Source organism: Citreicoccus inhibens, from assembly GCF_019039035.1.
Taxonomy (GTDB): Bacteria; Myxococcota; Myxococcia; order Myxococcales; family Myxococcaceae; genus Citreicoccus; species Citreicoccus inhibens.
The window spans coordinates 64626-82873 of the sequence record NZ_JAHNZT010000027.1 but is presented as its reverse complement, the minus strand read 5'-3'; the positions used below and the strand labels follow the sequence as shown (position 1 = coordinate 82873).

Sequence of the window (18248 nt, the reverse complement as noted above, 5' to 3'; positions counted from 1 at the left end):
CTCAGACGTAGTAGGTGATGGCGAGGATCTCCTTCGCGCGCTTCTCTCCGAAGTACTCCTTGAGGACCTCCTGTGCGTTCTGGAGGTCCTGGAACTTGAGGGTGCTGCCCAGCGGCTTGTCCGGATGGACAATCAATGCCTCTCGCCGATACGCGCGCGTGATGGTCTTGAGCGCCTCCTCGTCGATGCGCAGGTCCTTCCACGACAGGCCCAGCGTGGTCGCCGCCAGCTCCATGTCCTTGACCGTCGGCCCGCGGAACTGCTCGACCGATGAGAGCGGCCGGGTCTGCACGCCGAGGAAGGTCGCTCCCGGCTTGACGCGCTCGTGGGCCTCTTCAATCACCTTGGGCAGGTACGTGGTGCCTTGCAGGCCCATGCCCAGCAAGAGCGTCTCCATGTAGGTGAGGAAGAGGGGCGCCTCGGCCTGGTACGTCTCCATCATCCGGAGCACCACGTCCGATTGCGGCGCGAGCCCCTGGAGCTTCCCGCAGATGGTCGTCGTGGCGTAGCAGGCGATGGCGCACGCGAGGTCGAACGGGGTGTCCCCCACTGACGCGCGCTCCGTCAGGGTCGAGTAGAGCACCCCCACCATGAGGTCGAGCGTCGCGCCCTGGGAGACGCGGCTGTCCACGAAGCGGCCGACGAGGTCGAGCGCGCCCTGGCTGTTCTCACATTCGCCGCACTGCTTGGCGAACTCGACGTCGCCCGCGGACAGCCAGTTGTTCGCCCAGGTGCAGTGCTTCTCCACCACATCGAGCACGTCGCAGCTCCCCGCCTTGCTGCACTGGGTCTCGAACTCCTTCAAGTGAATGAAGGGAGTGGAGCCGGTGGGCTGCGTCTTCGGGTAGTAGCTGATGAGCGCGCGGGAGCGATCCAACTCCTTGCGCAGCGCGCTGCCCGACCACCCTCCTGCCACCGCCTTCTTCTTCGCGAGCGCCAGGATGACCGCGCGGTACACCGAGCAGAGCGCGAAGCAGTTGGCGCGGATGTAATCGCCGCTGGACACCGTCAGCTGGCCCAGCACATCCACGAGTCGCCCGATGAGCGTCTCCGCGAGCCGGTCGGACGTGGCGTTCTTGAGCGTGGACTCGGTCCCGTTCCACACGGTCGACAGCCAGGTGATTTCATCCTGGACCAGCCAGTGCAGCGTCGCCTTCGAATCCACCAGGCTCAGCGCCTGGACCGCGACCGCGCGCACGGGCCGGACCTGACTCTTCGCCCCCGAGCCCAGGTACGCGGCGTACTCCATGAACCCGAACCGGATGCCCACGGCGATGCTGGCGCGAGCGACGACCGCGTGCGCCTTGGCGGAGGCCTTGGTGATGGCGACGCCCACGCCCTTGGGCAGGAACTTGCGCAGCGGAGGCTGCCCGCTCTTCGCGACCAGGAGCACCTTGAGATCGCTGTACCACTTGCTGGTCAGCGCGTTGACGGGCTGCTTGTTGCTGAGGATGCCGTCCTGCAGCGCCTTCTGGCTGAACGTCTTGCCGAACTCATCGCTGAACTTCGCGCCGTACGTGTCCTGGAGCAGCGTGACGAGCCCGTCGAGCGTTCCTCCATGGGTCAGCTGGAACTGGGTCCAGCCCGAGATGCCCTGGATGTTCTGTTGCTTGAGCTCGCGGTACGCCGCGAGGCAGCTGCGCAGCGACTCCGTGCCCCGACAGTTGGCGCAGCCAAACTGATGCGAAATCTTGTGGGCCTCGTCTCGATAGGTCTTCAGCAGCGCGGCGTACTTCATCGACGCGAAGTACCGCCCGAGCCGTGAGCTGTCATAGGCCTCGTTCGGGTCGTAGCCGTCGTCCTCTATCTGCAGATAGAGATTTCGGAATCGCTTCCGCATGGAGCCCAGTCCTTCAGGTCAATGAACGTGGGACGGATATGTCAGGGACGGCACAATCCCTATCACGAGCCCCACACGCGGTCTGCCCGGAGGCCGGACGGACTCACGTCTGGAGCTCGTGAGGTGTGCGGGTGCCACCTGACTCACTCCTGTCGCGCCATGCCGCGACAGGAGTGGCCGTGCGCGCCACGCTCAGGGCCCGACGATGGCGAGCGCGGAGTGGTTGAAGTCGATGACCTTCCGCGCCACGTCGCGCACCTCTTCGGGAGTCACCGCCGCGACGCGGTCGGCGTAGTGGAGGAAGTTCTCCTGATTGAGGCCGTAGCAGGTGTCCAGCGCGAGGAGCGCGGCGCGGGCGCCGTTGCGCTGCAACCCAATCTCATGCGCGCCAATGAGGTTGCGCTTGGCGCGCAGCAGCTCCGCGTCGGGGATGGGCTCGTCGCGCACGCGCTCCAGCTCCGCGCGGATGCCCGCGAGCGCGGCGTCCACCTTCTCCGGGCTCGTGCCCATGTAGACGGCGAAGTAGCCGGGGTCGACGCCCTCGACGGAGAAGCTGCTCACGCTGTAGGCCATGGAGCGCTTGTCGCGCAGCTCGACGAAGAGCCGCCCTCCCTGACCGGACAGCACGGTGGAGAGCACCTCCAGGGCGAACCGCCACGAGTCATCCACGCGCGCCGCCTGGAACCCGAGCACCAGGTGCGACTGTGCCCGCGCGAGCAGCTTCTTCTCCTGCCGAGGAGCGCTGGGCGGGGCCTCCAGGGGAATCACGGGCGGCGGCGCGGCGCGGCCTCGCGACTTGCCGAAGTACTCGTTGGCCAGGGCGAGCACCGCGTCCACCTTCACGTCACCCACCACGCTCAACGTGAGCTGAGACGGGTCCAGATGGGCCGCGTGCCAGGCGTGCAGGGCCTCAGGGGTCAGCTTCTCCACCGCCGCCTGCTCCCCCAGGGTGGACATGCGATACGGATGCGCGTGGAAGAGCGTCCGCGAGAAGAGGTCGAGCGCCACGCCGGAGGGCTTGTCCTCGCGCGTGAGGATGTCCTGTAGGAGCAGCGTGCGCTCCCGCGCGACTTCCTCCTCGGAGTACGACGGATTCGTCAGGCAGTCCGCGAACAGGCGGAAGCCGGCCTCGAAGTGGCGTGAGAGGAAGTCGCCGCGCAGGCCCACGGAGTTTCGGCCACTCTGTCCGCTGAGCGTGCCCGCGTAGGCATCCACGAGCTGCGAGATGTCGTCGGCGCTGTGCGTGGGCGTCCCGCGAGTGAGGCTCCGCGCGAGCAGGGCGGAGATGCCGTTGTCCGCGACCGTCTCATAGCGCAGGCCACCGGGCAGCGCGGCCCGCAGGGCGAACAGCGGCACCGCGGGCTCCACGCGCACCACCACGCGAGCGCCCGACGACAGGCGCTCCTCCACCACCTCGGACGCGCTGCCGGTCCGAGACACGCCTGGACGGGACGAAGGCGCCGAGGCCCCACCGGGTCGAGACCGACGCGCGGGCGGCGTGACGGGCTCGCCACGCGCGGCCCGGTCCAGCGCCTCGTTCACGTGGGCCTCGGTGAAGGCCGCATCCGGCGGCAACAGTCCGGTGACGACCGCGTGCTCCAGGCGCAGGTAGCGCTCGGCCACGTCGCGCAGGTTCTCGGGCGTGAGGCGGCGGATGTCCTCGTGGTAGCGGGCCTCGGCCTCCAGTCCGCCGGGGCTCGTCTGGTACGAGCCCAGCTTGCGCGCCGTGCCCTGCACCGTCTCACGCTGGTAGACGGCCTCGGCTTCGACCAGGGCCTTGGCGGTGGCCAGCTCCTCCTCGGACACGCGCGTGGTGCGCAGCGTGGACAGCACGCGCGCCGTCTCCTCCAGGGCCCGCGCGGCATTCTGCGCGGGGAACTGCAGCGACGCGGCGAAGAACCCCGGGTTCTTGGGCGTGTACGCATACGCGTGCACGTCGTTCACCAGGTTCTGCCGGCGCTTCACCTCGCGCACCAGCCACGAGGCGTCTCCCTGGCCGGCGATCATCGCCAGCACATCCAGCGCCGGCACGTCCGGGTGCTCCGACTGGGGGATGTGGAAGGCCAGGTGCAGGTGGGCCTCCTTCACCGGATCCGCACGCAGGAAGATGCGCCGGCCCGTGGGGGCCGCCTCTTCCGGGCGCGCGACGGCCCCCTCGTAGGGACGGCCCCAGTCTCCGCCGAAGATGTCGTCCACCCACTCGCGCAGCTCGGCCTCGCTCAGGTCGCCGCAGACCGAGAGCACCAGGTTCTTGGGCGTGTAGTGGCGCCGGTAGAACTCCAGCACCTTGTCGCGGGTGAAGCTGCGCACGCTCTGCTCGGTGCCGATGACGGGCAGCCGGTACGGATGCGCCTGGAAGACGGTGGAGAACAGGTCGCGCGAGGCGCGCCGGGTGGGCGTGTCGAGGCTGCGCTTGATCTCCTCGCACACCACTTCGATTTCGCGCGACAGCTCCTCGGCGTCGAAGGACGAGCGGCGCACCGCGTCCCCGAGGATGTCCAGGCCCGTGCGCGCGAACTGGCTGGCGATGACGATGTGGTAGACCGTCTGGTCAAAGGATGTCCAGGCGTTGATCTCCCCGCCATGGGACTCCACGTCGCGGGCAATCTCGCCAGGCCCTCGGCGCTCGGTGCCCTTGAAGAGCATGTGCTCGTGGAGGTGGGCGAGCCCGGCCTGGTCCGGTCGCTCATCCGCGCTGCCGGCCTTGACCCAGACCTGGAAGGCCGCGACCTTGGCGGCGTGCTGCTCTTCGAAGACGACGGTGAGCCCGTTGGGCAGGGCGTAGCGGATGGCCATAAGGAGCGTCCGAAGCTGTCACCGCGCCTGCGGTGAGGCAAGGCGAGGTGTGATGTTTCCCTCACTGGCTAACGTCCAGTGGCCTTGGCGTCGAGGGGACTGTGCACCCGGCCTCCCTCGGGGGGAGAGGAAGCGCCAGGGGGCTTCACGCGTCCCTGGTGGAAACCGCCCGTGGCCAGTAACCTGTGGAACGCACATGCCGTCGTCACCCTCGGACGAGGTGGATCCGTTCGCGGACCTGCGGGACATGCTGGACGATGGCAACGCCTCCGTTGCCTCCCCCCCTCCGGCAACCCCCAGGCCTCCTTCGGTTCCCAAGCCCGTCTCCGCACCTTCGCCCGCGGCTTCCGCCCCGCCGCCCCTGCCGCCGCGTCGCCCGGCCGCTGCGGCTCCGGCCGTCCCGGCGAGCCCGGCCCCGGCTGCCCCGAGCGTGGCCGCCCCCGCCGCGGTGGTGCGCAGGCCCCTGGGCAATGACCCCTTCGGCGAGCCTCCCGAGCCGCGCCTGCCCATGGGCGCCTCGCCGGAGGACAAGCTGGAGTTCTTCCGCGCCGTCGTGAAGCAGAAGACGGAGACGCTGGCCCGGGCCCGCACGCTCTACGCGGAGCGAGAGGGCGAGCTGGCTGGCGTGAAGGTGTCCCTGGAGAAGGCGCGCAAGGAGTCCGTCGAGGCGCGCACCCTCCTGGCCGGCGTGAAGGACTCGCCGGTGAAGCTGACCCAGGCCACGGAGGTGGCGGCGCGCGAGGAGAGGCGCGCGACGGCCGCCGAGGCACGGGCCACCGAGCTGGAAGCGAAGCGCGCACAGGCCGAGGTCGAGCTGGCCGCGGTCGAGGCGGACCGCAAGGACCTCGCGCGCGCCCTGGCGGAAGTCGAGGCGGAGCTGGCGCGGCTGGGCGCGGACCTCCAGTCCGAGCGCGAGTCGCGAGGCTCGCTCGCCGAGGAGCTGGTCGGAGCCAAGGAGGCCCTCGGCCTGGCGCAGGACCGGGTCGCCGAGCTGGCCGCGGAGAAGTCCGAGGCGAAGGGCGCCCTGGAGGCGGTCCAGGAGCAGTACCAGGCCACCCTGGCGGACGTGGAGCGGCTGACGGCCGAACTGGACACGGTCGCCCAGGAGCGGGACGCGGCGACCCTCCGCAGCGCCCAGTTGGAGGCCGCCCTCTCCGAGGCTCAAGGCGCGCTGGGAACCCTGGAGAGCGAGAGCGACTGGTCCAAGAGCTCGCTGGAGGAAGCCCAGTCGCGCGCGGTGACGTTGGAGGCCGAGCGCGACGATGTGCGCCGCCAGCTCGCCGTGGTGGAGGAGGGGCTCCGAGGACTCCAGGTCCAGGTGTCCGAGTTGGAGCGAGCGCTCGCGCTGAAGGACGCGGACGCCGTGGGGTTGCGCGCCGCGCTCACCGCGCGCACCACCGAGGCGGCGGAGCTGCCCGCGCTGCGCAAGGCCCTGGAGAACCGGACCGCGGAGCTGGTCCAGGTCCAGGCGCGAGTGACGGCGCTCGACGCGGAGGCGGCCCGAGCCCGCGAGGAGGTCGAGGCCCAGGCGGCGCGCGCGGAATCGCTGACGGCCGAGATTGCCGGGCTGAAGGAGCACCTGGAGGCCGCCGAGGTCGAGCAGGTCTCGCTGCGCGACCGGATGGAATCGGACGCAGCCGCTCTGGGCGAGGCGGTGCACGAGGCGGAGGCGAAGGTCGCGGAGCTGTCCGCCGGGGTCGAGGCCGCGCGCGCTGAGCGGGATGCGCTGAAGAAGGACCTCGCGGTGGTGGAGATGAAGGTCGCCACCACGCAGGCGGAGCGCGTGGGGTTGTCGGCCCGCGTGACGATGTTGGAGACCGCGTCCGGGCAGCGCGAGGCGGAGCTGGCGCGACTGCAAGGGGTCGTCTCGCAAGCGCAGGGAGACCTCGCGCTGGAGCTCGCCCGTCGTGAAGCCGCCGAAGCGGCGCATGAAGACGCAAGGCTCCGGGCCGCTGAAACCGAGGCCCGCGTGGACGCGCTCGCGCAAGTCGAGGGCGGCGCACGGGAGCAACTCGAGGCCGTCACCGAGCAACTCGCCGCCGCGCGGGCGGAAGCGGACAAGGTGGACCGCCTCCACTCGCGCGTGAAGATGCTGGAGGGAGCGCTGGAGACCTCCGAGGCGAAGCGCCGAGCCGCGGAAGCACAGGCCGCTCAAGCCGCAAGGGCCAAGGATGTGGAGGCCAAGCTGGCGCAGACCGAAGCCGCGCTGAAGGCCGAGCAGGCCGCGCGAGCGAAGGATGTCGAAGCGACACGAACCCCGCTGGAAGCGAAGCTGGCGCAGGCCGAAGCCGCGCTGAAGGCCGAGCAGGCGGCACGGCAGGCGGTCGAGTCGAAGCCGGCCGCAGCGAGCATGGCCGCGCCTTCCGGCTGGGAGGTCGAGCGCGACCAGCTCAAGGCGGACGTTGCCTCCATGAAGCGCAAGCTCATGGCCGCCGAGACAGCGCTGGAGACAGCGGCCAGCCTGAAGGCGAAGGTCGCGAGGCTGGAAGCGCAATTGAAGGGCGGGAAGTAGGGTTTGAGCCGCATGCCTTTCTCGTCCCCCATCGACCCGCTGACGGGCATGGCCGCCGCGCGCTTCGGGCTGTACCTGCACTTCCCCTACTGCCTGGCCAAGTGCCCGTACTGCGACTTCGCGGTGGCGGTGGCCCGACAGATCCCCGAGGAGCGCTACGCGACGGCGGTGCTCGCGGAGCTGGATGCTCGGTTGGCGGCTCAGCCCGCTCTGCGCACGCGCCCGCTCGACTCGGTCTTCCTCGGGGGAGGCACGCCCTCGTTGTGGCATCCCCGGCACGTGGCCCGAGTGCTGGACGGGCTCGCGGCGAGGCTGTCCTTGTCTCCCGGCGCGGAGGTGTCATTGGAGGGCAACCCGGAGCGCGCGGATGCCGAGCGCTTCGCGGGCTTCCGCGCCGCGGGCGTCAATCGATTGACGTTGGGCGTTCAGTCCTTCCAACCGCAGACGCTGAAGGCCCTGGGGCGCGCGCATGACGCCGCCATGGTGGAAGCCGCGGTGGACGCGGCGCGGCGCGCGGACTTCCCCGTGCTCGCCCTGGACTTCATCTACGGCGTGCATGGACAGACGCGCGAGCAGGTGGAAGCAGATGCCCTGCGCGCGGTGGCACTCCAGCCCGAGCACCTGTCCACCTACGCGCTGACCGTGGAGCGCGAGGTGCTCGCGGAGGACACGCCGCTGGCGAAGCAGCTCGCGCGCGGCGAACTCCAGCTCCCCGAGGACGACGAGGTCGTGGCCATGGCGCGCACGCTGCGCGAGGTCTACGGCGCGCACGGCCTGGGCCGGTACGAGGTCTCCAACCACGCGAGGCCAGGACTCAGCTCCCGGCACAACGCGCTCTACTGGACGGGCGGGGAGTACCTCGCGCTGGGCGTAGGCGCCACGGGCATGTTGCTGACCCCCGAGCCGCACCGGTACGTGAACCAGCGCAGCCCCGAGGTCTACTTGCGCGCGGTGGAGGAGGGGCGTCTACCCGAGGCGAGCCGCGAGCCCCTGAGTCAGGACGAACTCTTCGCGGAGCGACTGTCCATGGGGTTGCGGCTGGTGTCAGGAGTGGACTGGGAGGCCGTGTGTGCGCGATACAGCCAACCTGTGGAGTCGCGGCGCGGAGAGGTGGCCCAATTGGTTGAGCACGGATTCGCGACGCTCCGAGAGGGGCGGCTGGCCTTGACGGACCGGGGCCTGGATGTACACAGCGCCGTCTGCGCCCGGCTGCTCTAGCGGTCCGCGCCCGAGGGAACCTGAAACGCCATGTCGAGCTCCTGGATGTTGTGGATGTTCTTCTCGCTGCTGACGGGGCGTCCGCTCCTGTCGCTGGTGCTGGTGGTGGTGACCCTCTGGTCCATGGACCGCTTCACCTTGCAGGTGCTGCCCAGTCCGCTGCGGAGCTTCAAGCGCTGGCAGCGCGCCGGTGAGCTGGCGGGCGCCATCCTCACCAACCCGCATGACCGCCGCTCTCGCGCCGAGTTGGCGGACATTCGCGTGGGGCAGAAGCGCTACGCGGAAGCCGTGGACATCCTCAAGCCCAACCTGGACGCGGGCGACGACGACGTGGACACGCTGTTCCTCCTGGGCGTGGCCTACCTCGGGGCGGGCGATGCGCGTCGCGGCGAGCTCCTCCTGGACGAGGCCGCGCGGCAGAACGAGTCCTACCGGCAGGGCGCCATCGACTTGGAGCGCGGGCGCTTCCGTCTGGAGCGAGGCGACGCGAAGGGCGCGCAGGAAGCCCTCACGCGATTCCTCCAGGCGCGTCAGGGCACAGTGGAAGGACGCTGGCTGTTGTCTCGCGCGCTGGCCCTGCAAGGCAACGCGGATGCCGCGGCCGACATGCGCGAGGAAGCGTGGCGCGAGTACTCAGTGGCGCCGCGCTTCCAGCGTCGTCGCGAGCGCGGCTGGGCGTGGCGCGCCAATCCCCGCCGCCCTGCGCTGTACGCGGTGCTGGCGCTGGTCGCCCTGGGCGCGGGCATCTACGTCTCCCGCCACTACGTTCCGCCCGCGCCGAACGGCGGCTACGGGATGAACCGGTATGCCGGTGACAGCGCGGACGAGTCCGGCGCCGAAGACTAACCACCGCGCCGAGGCGCTCGAGTGAGCGCCTCGGCCGGACTCAATTGGCTACTTCGGGCCCAGGCCGTTGATGGTGGTCCGGTCCGTCTCGTCCAGGCCATCGCCGTCGGCAAGGTTCCACACGGCATGCTGCAGGTCCATTGAACCGGGTGGGAGCTTCTTGTTGGCCAGCTGCGCGAAGAAGTCCTGGAAGTCCTTGTACTGGGTGATGGGGCCAGGACGGAATTCGTCATCCGGGAAGCTTCCGACACGGTCCGCATTGAGGCAGTACAGAAACAGGGGGACATAGAAGTCCTGTCCGGGGGGCAGCTCCACGGTCTCGCCCTGGATGAGGATGCCGTTCTGCACGTCCAGGCTTTCCGAGATGAAGATCATCCCGGATGGGAACGAGACGTGGATGATCTGGGTCGTCGTGTTGCGCAGCGCCAAGCACAGCCGGACCATGTCGCCGCTCCCGCGACCGTCCGACTCCTTCTTGTCATGGCACTTCTCTGGGAATACAGCGTTGTAGCTCTTGATGGTGGGGTTGATCCACGCCACCCCTGCGGGCAGGCTGAACGGGGCACCCTCCGGAGGCTTCGTTGACACCCCCATGCCCGGACGCTCTGCTCCGGCTCCCGGATCATCGGTTGTGCCGGGATCGTCCTTGTCACTGCAGGCCGCCGTGCACAACACCGCCACCAGCAGGCCCACCTTCATACCCACGTGCCAGTTCATGCCCTGCTCCTTTTTGCCGCTGCCTTCTGCTCCGCTGCACGGCCCAGTGGAGCCCGTCTATCGGTCGAGTAGCCGGCTGCCATGGACTTGAGGAAAAACACAACGGGTCGTATGTGACATTTGTGTGACATCTTCGATCCCTCGCCAGCCCCTCTTCTAAGTCCCGGTACACTCCGGGCATATGTGGATTCCAGGGATGAATGCGCGAAGTCGTGAGGGCGGACAGGCGGCCGTAGAGACGGCCATCGTCCTGCCTCTCTTTGTATTCCTGATCCTCGGGACTCTCCAGCTTAGTCTGATGCATCAGGCCCGGCTGATGACGAAGTACGCGGCCTACAAGGCCGTGCGGGCTGGCTCCATCCACAGCGCCAACGTGGCTCAGATGGAGAAGGCCGCCCTCGGGGTGCTGCTCCCCATGCTGAGCAAGTCCTCCGGCGGGGCGGAGTACATCAAGACCGTGACCAGTGGCACGGACTTCGCCGCGAAGTTCACTTGGCCAGAGGTCAACCGCAACCTGATGCCGGATACCGGCATGAAGTACGCGGTGGTTACCATCTGTGGGCCGACAACCCAAACCGCGGGTCTGAGTGGCAGGGGAGAGTACGACTTCGACGACCCAAAGAACACCGCGAACGATGATTGGGATCAGGGACAGCGGACCAAGCTGCGCGTCCAGGTCACCTTCAACTACCGGATGCCAATCCCCTTCGCGGACATGGTTCTCTTCAATCTCGCCCGCGCCCGAGAGCTCCCTTCTGTGCTTCGTCTGGGGAAGACGCCGCAGAACAAGCGCCCATTTCATGATTTCGGTCAGTACGACGCGGCTGCAAGCAACCGTCACTATATCTTACCCATCCGCGCCACCTACACGATGCGGATGCAGTCTAACTTTTTTCTCTCCAAAAACCCTCTTCCGAAGGACAACGAATGCGTCTTCACCTGGAAATGAAGCGGCGTAAGGCGCGTGGACAGTCTTTGGTTCTGTCGTGTCTGTCATTTCTGATTATGGCGCTGATGACGACGCTGAGCTTCAATCTCAGCCATGCGCTTCGGGAGAAGGTCAGCCTTCAGCAGCATAGCGACAGCCTTGCCTATTCCATGGCCGTCATGGAGGCGCGAGCACTCAATTATTACGCGGCCAGCAACCGCGCCATCGCCGCTTCCTATGTCGCGATGACGAGCATGCACGCGTACGTGTCCACGGCGAGCTTGACCGCAGACATGCTAAGCGCGGCGAAGATCAATTTCTATATCATCGCCGGCATGGAGTTCGCGCAGTGCGCATGCTGGACCTGTTTCATGCATTGCGTCCACGGATTCAAGGCCATCAGTATCGCCGGTAAATACGGAAACAAATCCAGAAGCTACGGCAACAAGGTCAAGAATCTGGATAAGGACATGGAGAAGGTTGTCGATTACCTAGACCGAATGATCGACACCATTCATGCTTCTCAAGACGCGGTACATCTCAAAACAGCTCAGACGGTATTGGACGGCAGTTCAAATGACCTGAAGGATCTGACCGACTACAACGTTCCGGGGGCGACGACTCTCCCGATGGCCGTCGGGGGCCTGAACGCTAATGAGTTCAACTGTGCCGTGGATGGCCTCCCTTGCCCAGGGGGCGAATCCAGCACATCACGTCAGGCGGCGAGCAGGACCATGACAGAGGTCGCCAACGCCAGTCGACCCACTTGGCCGTCGACTCGGGCAACGGGCCTTCTCTCCAAGGTTCTTCCCATGGTCGTCCTGCATCCTTCGTTCCTTCAGGAGTTGATGTCTGACATCCCTGGGGAAGGTGCCCATTTTGCCCTCCCACTCCTCAGTGTGGGCGCCTCCACTGTTACAGATGCGACGCGCAACTGGAACACGACCCGGTCTGGCAGCGAAGGGAAGATGGTGATCTCGAAGGAGGCCCACGGTGCCATGTTCGACCAATGGAAGCATGGCGTCGGGCCGTATTACCCATTCGATGCCGAGGTGTATAGCAATAGCAATAATGGTAGCCACTCTCCAAGCGGTACCCATAGCGGTAATCATAAGTTCGAGGGTGTTAGTGCCAAGGCTCTGACGAGCTGCATTGGCTCAGGTAACTGCTTCATGAAGTTCCGAGGTAGCTCGGACGAGAAGAAAGATTACGGCCAGCCGCGCGTCTACAGCTACGTCACCAAGAAGATGCGCGTGGGCGACGTGTCCAAGGCCGACTGGGAGATCAACTCAGCGGCCACCATCAAGTTCAAGCACGGAGCCCAGGGCACGGGTGAGCTTGTTCTTGCTGCAGACGAGGGCGCCGCTCTGTCCAAGGCGCTCGTCTACTATCATCGCTTTGGTGAGAATGGCTGGCGTGAGGCGCCCACGCTCTTCAACCCGTACTGGCGTGCCAAGCTGCATCCATTCCGAGACGGCCAGGAGGCGGCCAAGGTCCTCGGCCTGGCTGGCAATAAGGACGGTGCCATGATTGCCAACGTTCCGGGGGTGTCCCTGTGAAGAATACCTTGCGTCAGCGTCGACACGTACGTGGGGCCGCGGCGGTGGAGACGGCCCTGAGCATGATCGTCTTCATCCCCGTCTTCATGTACGCGATCTTCCTGGACGACCTCCTGCGCTATTCGCTGGACTCGCAGGAGGCGGCACTGTCCACGGTGTGGGATTTTACCGTGCAGGACTACACCAAGGACCTCAAGAAGGCACCAGCCAAGGCGCCGGTCGGTGGATCCACCATGATCCAGAAGCAGGCCCGCCTGATGTTCTGTGACCACGAATCGGGGAAGGATCGTCCAAAGGAGTTCGTCACGGTTTCCAGCAGTGATCCGGATGGTGACGACACCGTGAATTACAAGGACTGTGCTGACACGGACCACCACAAAGCCATTGTGGCCCACCAGTGTTGGATCAATCCCAAAGCCAAGCAGGTGACGTGCGAGGCCGCCGAGACAGGTAAAGGCAACCTCGGTGTGCCTATCCACAATGAGTACATGAAGAAGTACACCACTGGTGGGATAATCAAATGCTCCGCTCGGCTCATCGTGGAAAACTACCTGCTGCCGGAGACGCTATTCCCTCAATTCAGCGAAGTTGACAAGCTCGCGAAAGAGCGTTGGCATGGACAAGGCAAGACGATCCACGACAACGCGAATCAGGGCACCAACGACAACGCATACTACATAAAGGAACAGGGGTTGGCGATCCTCACGGACACGTGGGCGCTCACTACGCCGGCGGATACTCGCCCAGGAGACAAGAGCGGCGAGTTCTACGAACGGATTGCGAACATTTATCAGAACCCAATAAACATTGGTTACCCGATGGCGGCGTTGTCCTCAGCGACCTTCTTTTCAAGGGCGCTGAGCGACAATCTGCTGAGCCCAACGTTGCTGGCAGCCATGGACAGGAATATCGGGGGCCTCCAAGCAGACAACCCTCTCAAACCCAATCTCGCTATCGCGCCACAGAAGGGCGCCGCGCCGACGGAAGAGATTACGGTGGCGGGCTCGCCGACCAAGTTCTTCAATACAGAGTGGCAGGACTGGGACAAGAACCGCACGAAAGACAGCTACAACAAGCGCGGGAGCAACTACATGGGCTGCAAGCAGGCTGAGAAGTGCTGAAGCTGCTTCGCACCAGCCTCGCTATTCGGCTGTCGCTATTGCTGTTCGCGGTGACCGTGGCGGGCGCGCTCCTGGGCTTCGCCTGGGAGGATGCGGTCTACTCTCGCGAGCCAGACTCTCCGCTTGAAAAGGCGGAGCTGAGGGCTGCCGAGATGTTGCCACCCCCTTCCCGCTCGCCGGAACGTACGCGGGAGGAGCAGGCCATCCTGGCGCGTTCCTTGTCGGGCTTCCCGCCGTATCCAGGCGTGTCGAGCGCGCCCGAGGCCCTGGCGGCGGATTACCTGGGGCCAGATGTCCCCATCGCAGTCGCGTGGTTCTCCACGAAGGATTCGCCTCGGCAGGTGCTATCCCACTACCGTGGCCTGCTGATGGATGCGGGGCTTCCTCCTCTGAGCGCGGACCTGGGGACCAACGGTGGTTACGTTGGGTATTGGAGCCCCGCCGATGACGAGGTCCGGCTGGTCTCCGTCCTTGCACAGAGTGGAGAGACGCTGGTGTTCGTGTCCGCCGGGCAGATGGCCAAACTGGCCGACCGGGGCTTGAGAGTGCCGGACTGGATGCCGATGCCGGCCTCGGCGGTGGATCCCCAGTTCATCTCCTTGAAGATGGAGGGCGCCACGAATCACGTCGTGACCGGCAAGATGGCTGAGGACTCGCTTGCTGAGTCCGAGGCAGACTGGCGGAAGGCGCTGGGCGGGCGTGGTTGGCACATGGGCAATACGGCGGAGTCCATGGGCCAGACACGCGCCTTCGAAGTGAGTCATGATGGAACAGTGGGCCAGATGCTGCTGCGGCAGACCGGCACCGGCGTGGAGTTCAACCTGTCGCTGATGCAGCGTGCTCAGACATCAGAATGAGCGCCGAACGGAGGACACGAGGATGAAGCTGCTTGGAATGTGGACCCTGGCGAGTGCCCTGGCTCTGACGTTGGTGAGTGCTCCGGCGCGGGCGCAGAGCTGCTCGCGTGGGTGCGAGAGCGATGCCGAAGTCTGTAAGGCCGTGTGCAAGAAGTACGGGGGCAAGATGGCGGGCAAGTGCAACGAGGCGTGCATGGAGGAAAAGGACGCCTGCCAGAAGGACTGCAAGACGGGGGGCTATACCCCGCGCAAGGGAGACACCGATGACGCCCACGCCTCGCACTGAGCTGCGCCGCCGTCGGCGCGGTCAAGCCATGACGGAGTATGCCGTGGTGACCGCGGCCCTGTTTGGCTTCACCGTGTTGAGCTGGCCGTACACCGTGGCCCTCATCAACGGGCTCAACAAGTACTTCCAGTCGATGTACTTCGTCATCCAGTCGCCCGTGCCCTGATGCGTCGCCCGTGCCCCGTCCCCCACTGAGCGGGACGGGGCCGGCGCTCCAGGGACCTCAGGGCGCCACGGTGGTGACGAACTCCGCCTTGCCATTGGCCACCTTGAGCACCACGGCCTCCTTCACGGCGTCGCGGTTCGCGTCCAGGTTCACGGTGCCCGCCACGCCCGGGAAGTTCTTCGTCGCGGCGATGGCGTCGCGGATGGCCGGGCCACTCAAGTCCGGCGCGCGCCGCATGCCGTCCACCAAGAGTCGCGCGGCGTCATACGCCAGCACCGCCACGCTGTCCGGCACCGCGCCGTAGGCCTGCTTGTACTTCTTGAGGAAGTCCTGGATGCGCGGGTCCGGATTGTCTGGTGAGTAGTGATTGGAGAAGAAGCTGCCCTCCAATGCCGAGCCGCCCAACTCGAACAGCTTGTCCGAATCCCAGCCGTCTCCGCCGAGCAGCGGCACCGTCAGCCCCACCTCGCGGGCCTGCCGCGCGATGATGCCCACGTCCGTGTAGTAGCCCGGCACGAACACGGCCTGCGGCTTCACCTTCTTCAGCGCGGTGAGCTGGGCGCGGAAGTCCGTGTCGCCCTTGGAGTAGCTCTCGTTGGCCGCGACCTCGCCACCGAACTCCTTGAACTTCTGGTTGAAGACGTCCGCGAGCCCCACGGAGAAGGCGCTCTTGTTGTCCGTGAGCACCGCCACCTTGTCGAGCTTGAGGTTCTCGCGCGCGAACTTCGCCATCACCAGGCCCTGGAACGGGTCGATGAAGCAGACGCGGAAGATGAAGTCTCCCTTCTTCGTCACCTCGGGGCTCGTCGAGGTGGGGGTAATCATTGGCACCTTCGCGGCCTGTGCCTTCTCCGCCATGGCCATGGACACCGACGAGGCGGCTTCACCCAACACGGCCAGCACGTGGTCCTGTGCGATGAGCCGCGTCACCGCCTGCGCGCCTTCTTCCGGGCGGCCCTGGCTGTCGTAGACGCGCACCGCGACCTTCTTGCCCTTCACGCCGCCCGTGGCGTTCACCTCATTCAGCGCCAGCTCGATGCCGTTGCGCGCCGAGATGCCGAACGTGGCCTCGCTGCCGGTCAGGCTGCCCACCTCGCCGATGAGAATCGTGTCCGTGGCGGACCCGGCCTGGGCCGCGCCGACCTGCGAGCCCTCCGAGGATGGCGCGGCGGACGCGGTTTTCTTCTCACAGGCCAGCATTGGCAGGGCCAACGCGGCGAGCAGCAGTGGCAGGGGAAGGCGCATCGTTCGTGCTCCTCACGGGCAGTGCGGCGAGGCCCCACCCTAGCGCCTACCCGCCGACGGGAACACCAGGGGGCCCCTCGGGCGCAGGCCCTCCTTCCCGACAGGACTGCTCGGCCCGTTGATTTGAATGTGGACTGGAGCAGTCCACATTACGTAAGAGCGCGCTGCGGCCCGAGGGCCTCGGCGAAGGAAGGAGACACCCGCACCTATGCTCCGGATGAGCAAGATGACCGACTACGGCATCGTGTTGATGACCGAGTTGGCTCGCGCAGACGGGGAGACCCGGACGACGCGCGAGCTGGCGGCGCGGACGCGCGTGCCGCTGCCCTCGGCCAGCAAGGTGCTCAAGGGCCTGTTGGCGGCGGGGCTGGTGGTCTCGCACCGTGGCGCGAGCGGAGGCTACGGCCTGTCTCGCCCGGCTCCCGATATCTCCCTGGCGGAGCTGGTTGCTTCGCTGGAGGGGCCCGTGTCCCTCACTGAATGTGGCCAGCACACGTCGGGCGGCGCCCCGTGTGAGCTGGAGTCCGTGTGCCAGGTGCGCAGTCACTGGCGGCTCATCAACCAGGCCATCCAGGAGGCGCTGGGGCGCCTGACGCTGGCGGACCTGTGCGCGCCCGCGCCGCGGATGCCCGAGCGGCTGGTGCAACTGGGCCGAGGCTCGAACGCGGTGGCTCCGGCCGCCGCCGCTGTTTCCGTTTCCGTTCCAGGAGTTCGTTCATGAGCACCGACACCCTTCAGGAGCTGACTCGCAAGGGCTACTCGGCGGGCTTCGTCACCGACGTGGAGGCGGACACGCTGCCTCCCGGGTTGGACGAAGACGTCATCCGGCAGCTCTCGCGCAAGAAGGGGGAGCCGTCCTTCCTCCTGGAGTGGCGGCTGAAGTCCTATCGCCACTGGCTCACCATGAAGGAGCCGCGCTGGCAGGCCGTGCGCTACGCGCCCATCGACTATCAGGCCATCCGCTACTACTCGGCGCCCAAGCAGAAGCCGAAGAAGGGCAGCCTGGATGAGGTGGACCCCGAGATTCTCCGCACCTACGAGAAGCTCGGCATCCCGCTGCATGAGCAGAAGCTCCTGCAGAACGTGGCGGTGGACGCGGTGTTCGACTCGGTCTCCGTGGCCACCACGTTCCGCGACAAGCTCTACAAGGCGGGCGTCATCTTCTGCTCGTTCTCCGAGGCCGTGCGCGAGCACCCCGAGCTGGTGGAGCGCTACCTGGGCTCGGTGGTGCCGTACTCGGACAACTTCTTCGCGGCGCTCAACTCGGCGGTCTTCAGCGACGGTTCGTTCTGCTACGTGCCCAAGGGCGTGCGCTGCCCCATGGAGCTGTCCACGTACTTCCGCATCAACGCGGCGGACACGGGCCAGTTCGAGCGCACGCTGCTCGTCGCGGACGAAGGCGCCACGGTGAGCTACCTGGAGGGCTGCACCGCCCCCATGCGTGACACCAATCAGCTCCACGCGGCGGTGGTGGAGTTGGTGGCGCTGGATGGCGCGAACATCAAGTACTCCACCGTGCAGAACTGGTACCCCGGCGATGCCGAGGGGCGCGGTGGCATCTTCAACTTCGTCACCAAGCGCGGCATCGCGCACCGCGACGCGAAGATTTCGTGGACGCAGGTGGAGACGGGGTCGGCCATCACCTGGAAGTACCCGAGCGTCATCCTCAAGGGTGACAACGCGGTGGGCGAGTTCTACTCGGTGGCGCTCACCAACCACCGCCAGCAGGCGGACACGGGCACGAAGATGGTGCACATCGGGAAGAACACCCGGAGCACCATCGTGTCCAAGGGCATCTCCGCGGGCCACGGGCAGAACACGTACCGGGGGCTGGTGAAGGTCCTGAAGAGCGCGCAGGACGCGCGTAACTACACGCAATGCGATTCGTTGTTGCTCGGTGACAAGTGCGGCGCTCACACGCTGCCGTACATCGAGGTGAAGAACGCGTCCTCGCAGGTGGAGCACGAGGCGTCCACGTCGAAGATTGGCGAGGACCAGCTCTTCTATTGCCGGCAGCGCGGCATCTCTCAGGAGGACGCGGTGTCGATGATCGTGAACGGCTTCTGCCGACAGGTCTTCAAGGAGCTGCCCATGGAGTTCGCCGTGGAGGCGCAGAAGCTGCTCGGGGTGAGTCTGGAAGGGAGCGTGGGGTAACAC

Annotated in this window: 15 protein-coding genes; 11 read left to right on the top strand and 4 right to left on the bottom strand. The window is 66.5% G+C overall.

Annotated features, from left to right (window positions below; translation table 11 throughout):
- Position 1: 1 nt before the first annotated feature.
- Both KRR26_RS26035 and KRR26_RS26030 read right to left on the bottom strand, forming a co-directional pair.
- Entirely contained in the window at positions 2-1840 is a 1839-nt protein-coding gene (locus KRR26_RS26035; protein WP_217081134.1) for a J domain-containing protein, read from the bottom strand.
- A gap of 192 nt (positions 1841-2032) precedes the next feature.
- Entirely contained in the window at positions 2033-4636 is a 2604-nt protein-coding gene (locus KRR26_RS26030; protein ID WP_217081133.1) for a M16 family metallopeptidase, read from the bottom strand.
- Between the two features lie 430 nt (positions 4637-5066).
- Between KRR26_RS26030 and KRR26_RS26025 the strand changes: the two genes are divergently transcribed.
- Genes KRR26_RS26025 through KRR26_RS26015 form a run of 3 tightly spaced genes read left to right on the top strand, consistent with a single transcriptional unit; the run spans position 5067 to position 9212 of the window.
- Positions 5067-7148 carry a coiled-coil domain-containing protein gene (locus tag KRR26_RS26025; RefSeq protein WP_328707217.1) on the top strand — a complete coding sequence of 694 codons (2082 nt, stop codon included), beginning with the start codon at positions 5067-5069 and terminating at the stop codon, positions 7146-7148.
- A 12-nt stretch (positions 7149-7160) separates the two neighbouring features.
- The gene (gene hemW / locus KRR26_RS26020; protein WP_217081131.1) at positions 7161-8366 is read left to right on the top strand and encodes a radical SAM family heme chaperone HemW; all 1206 of its coding nucleotides are present in this window, start codon (positions 7161-7163) and stop codon (positions 8364-8366) included.
- Between the two features lie 30 nt (positions 8367-8396).
- Complete coding sequence (locus tag KRR26_RS26015) at positions 8397-9212, top strand: tetratricopeptide repeat protein (RefSeq protein WP_217081130.1); 816 nt, start codon at positions 8397-8399, stop codon at positions 9210-9212.
- Positions 9213-9260: 48 nt separating this feature from the next.
- On the opposite strand, the gene KRR26_RS26010 is transcribed toward KRR26_RS26015, so the two are convergent.
- Entirely contained in the window at positions 9261-9929 is a 669-nt protein-coding gene (locus KRR26_RS26010) for a hypothetical protein (RefSeq protein WP_217081129.1), read from the bottom strand.
- A gap of 196 nt (positions 9930-10125) precedes the next feature.
- Here KRR26_RS26010 and KRR26_RS26005 point away from each other — a divergent pair, with 196 nt between their 5' ends.
- The 6 genes from KRR26_RS26005 (at position 10126) to KRR26_RS25980 (ending at position 14846) form a co-directional block, all read left to right on the top strand.
- Entirely contained in the window at positions 10126-10878 is a 753-nt protein-coding gene (locus tag KRR26_RS26005; RefSeq protein WP_236069193.1) for a TadE/TadG family type IV pilus assembly protein, read from the top strand.
- Complete coding sequence (locus KRR26_RS26000; protein WP_217081127.1) at positions 10857-12416, top strand: hypothetical protein; 1560 nt, start codon at positions 10857-10859, stop codon at positions 12414-12416. Before KRR26_RS26005 ends, KRR26_RS26000 begins: the two co-directional genes overlap by 22 nt.
- Before the next feature lie 62 nt (positions 12417-12478).
- Positions 12479-13537: a hypothetical protein gene (locus tag KRR26_RS25995; RefSeq protein ID WP_217081126.1), complete on the top strand. Its 1059-nt coding sequence runs from the start codon at positions 12479-12481 to the stop codon at positions 13535-13537.
- Positions 13531-14394, top strand: coding sequence for a hypothetical protein (locus KRR26_RS25990; protein WP_217081125.1), 864 nt, complete (start codon positions 13531-13533; stop codon positions 14392-14394). The genes KRR26_RS25995 and KRR26_RS25990 overlap by 7 nt, the downstream gene beginning before the upstream one ends.
- 22 nt (positions 14395-14416) lie before the next feature.
- Positions 14417-14680: a hypothetical protein gene (locus KRR26_RS25985; RefSeq protein WP_217081124.1), complete on the top strand. Its 264-nt coding sequence runs from the start codon at positions 14417-14419 to the stop codon at positions 14678-14680.
- Between the two features lie 28 nt (positions 14681-14708).
- A complete protein-coding gene (locus KRR26_RS25980) occupies positions 14709-14846 on the top strand; it encodes a hypothetical protein (RefSeq protein ID WP_233577446.1) in 138 nt (45 codons plus the stop codon).
- Between the two features lie 57 nt (positions 14847-14903).
- Here KRR26_RS25980 and KRR26_RS25975 read toward each other — a convergent pair whose 3' ends face one another.
- Positions 14904-16091 carry an ABC transporter substrate-binding protein gene (locus tag KRR26_RS25975; protein ID WP_120210036.1) on the bottom strand — a complete coding sequence of 396 codons (1188 nt, stop codon included), beginning with the start codon at positions 16089-16091 and terminating at the stop codon, positions 14904-14906.
- A 208-nt stretch (positions 16092-16299) separates the two neighbouring features.
- Between KRR26_RS25975 and KRR26_RS25970 the strand changes: the two genes are divergently transcribed.
- Complete coding sequence (locus KRR26_RS25970) at positions 16300-16812, top strand: SUF system Fe-S cluster assembly regulator (RefSeq protein WP_120210037.1); 513 nt, start codon at positions 16300-16302, stop codon at positions 16810-16812.
- Positions 16809-18245, top strand: a complete 1437-nt coding sequence (sufB, locus tag KRR26_RS25965; RefSeq protein WP_120210038.1) for a Fe-S cluster assembly protein SufB — start codon at positions 16809-16811, stop codon at positions 18243-18245. The genes KRR26_RS25970 and sufB overlap by 4 nt, the downstream gene beginning before the upstream one ends.
- The last annotated feature ends 3 nt before the right edge of the window (positions 18246-18248 follow it).

Excerpts from the sequence above, each read along its gene's own strand:
- KRR26_RS26010 (WP_217081129.1), bottom strand. The coding sequence starts at position 9,929 with ATGAACTGGCACGTGGGTATGAAGGTGGGCCTGCTGGTGGCGGTGTTG.
- hemW (WP_217081131.1), top strand. The coding sequence starts at position 7,161 with ATGCCTTTCTCGTCCCCCATCGACCCGCTGACGGGCATGGCCGCCGCG.
- KRR26_RS26015 (WP_217081130.1), top strand. The coding sequence starts at position 8,397 with ATGTCGAGCTCCTGGATGTTGTGGATGTTCTTCTCGCTGCTGACGGGG.
- KRR26_RS26035 (WP_217081134.1), bottom strand. The coding sequence starts at position 1,840 with ATGCGGAAGCGATTCCGAAATCTCTATCTGCAGATAGAGGACGACGGC.
- KRR26_RS25970 (WP_120210037.1), top strand. The coding sequence starts at position 16,300 with ATGCTCCGGATGAGCAAGATGACCGACTACGGCATCGTGTTGATGACC.
- KRR26_RS25995 (WP_217081126.1), top strand. The coding sequence starts at position 12,479 with ATGATCGTCTTCATCCCCGTCTTCATGTACGCGATCTTCCTGGACGAC.
- KRR26_RS26000 (WP_217081127.1), top strand. The coding sequence starts at position 10,857 with ATGCGTCTTCACCTGGAAATGAAGCGGCGTAAGGCGCGTGGACAGTCT.
- KRR26_RS25975 (WP_120210036.1), bottom strand. The coding sequence starts at position 16,091 with ATGCGCCTTCCCCTGCCACTGCTGCTCGCCGCGTTGGCCCTGCCAATG.
- sufB (WP_120210038.1), top strand. The coding sequence starts at position 16,809 with ATGAGCACCGACACCCTTCAGGAGCTGACTCGCAAGGGCTACTCGGCG.
- KRR26_RS25985 (WP_217081124.1), top strand. The coding sequence starts at position 14,417 with ATGAAGCTGCTTGGAATGTGGACCCTGGCGAGTGCCCTGGCTCTGACG.
- KRR26_RS25980 (WP_233577446.1), top strand. The coding sequence starts at position 14,709 with ATGACGGAGTATGCCGTGGTGACCGCGGCCCTGTTTGGCTTCACCGTG.
- KRR26_RS26005 (WP_236069193.1), top strand. The coding sequence starts at position 10,126 with ATGAATGCGCGAAGTCGTGAGGGCGGACAGGCGGCCGTAGAGACGGCC.
- KRR26_RS26030 (WP_217081133.1), bottom strand. The coding sequence starts at position 4,636 with ATGGCCATCCGCTACGCCCTGCCCAACGGGCTCACCGTCGTCTTCGAA.